The organism is Lentzea indica (assembly GCF_012184385.1).
GTDB classification, from domain to species: Bacteria; Actinomycetota; Actinomycetes; order Mycobacteriales; family Pseudonocardiaceae; genus Lentzea; species Lentzea indica.
In genome coordinates this window covers 1-668 of the sequence record NZ_VSRL01000596.1, presented here as the reverse complement: position 1 = coordinate 668, position 668 = coordinate 1, and the positions used below count along the sequence as shown (strand labels likewise).

General features: G+C 64.1%; 1 protein-coding gene. It reads left to right on the top strand.

What is annotated here, in order from left to right; translation table 11 throughout:
* The first annotated feature begins 206 nt into the window (after positions 1-206).
* Positions 207-665, top strand: coding sequence for a type IV toxin-antitoxin system AbiEi family antitoxin domain-containing protein (locus FXN61_RS49845; RefSeq protein WP_167980687.1), 459 nt, complete (start codon positions 207-209; stop codon positions 663-665).
* Positions 666-668: the final 3 nt, after the last annotated feature.

Here is a 668-nt window from a genome sequence, read left to right as displayed (position 1 = left end):
CGCTGCGCGTACCACCTTCCGGCAGCTGGGTACGGTCCGGCAGCTGGCCGCGCGGTTCGGCGGGGCGCCGCAGATGCACGAGGCGATCGACGACCTGGCTAAGCGGATCTTCGACGTCGCGTAACTACATCCTGACTTTAGTTTCGCGTATCGATCTGCGTGAAGCTAAAGGAAACTAGGAGGAGTGTTTCTGTTACGCTCTCACGGTGCTCGGTGATGACACGACTCGCGACCGTCTATGGCGCACCGCCGCCAGCCAACGCGGCTACTTCACGGCTGCCCAGGCGCTCAAGGCCGGCTACTCCTACCAGGCCCAGCACTTCCACGTCGGTCGGCGCAACTGGATCCGTATCGACCGCGGCATCTACCGCTTCCGCGAGTATCTCGACCTGCCGAGCACCGACACTGACCACCTGGTCCGCTGGTCTCTCTGGAGCCGGGACCAGGCTGTGGTGTCACACACGACGGCCCTTGCTGTACACGACCTGGGCATCGCCAACCCAGCGGAGATCCACCTGACCGTACCTCCGAGCTTTCGTGCTAACGACTCGGCTGTCGTCCTCCACCGCGCCACTCTCGGCGCTGCGGACATCGAACAACACGAGGGTTTCAAGGTCACCACACCCCTGCGGGCCATCACGGGAGAGCGCGGCGGACGGGGTTGATCA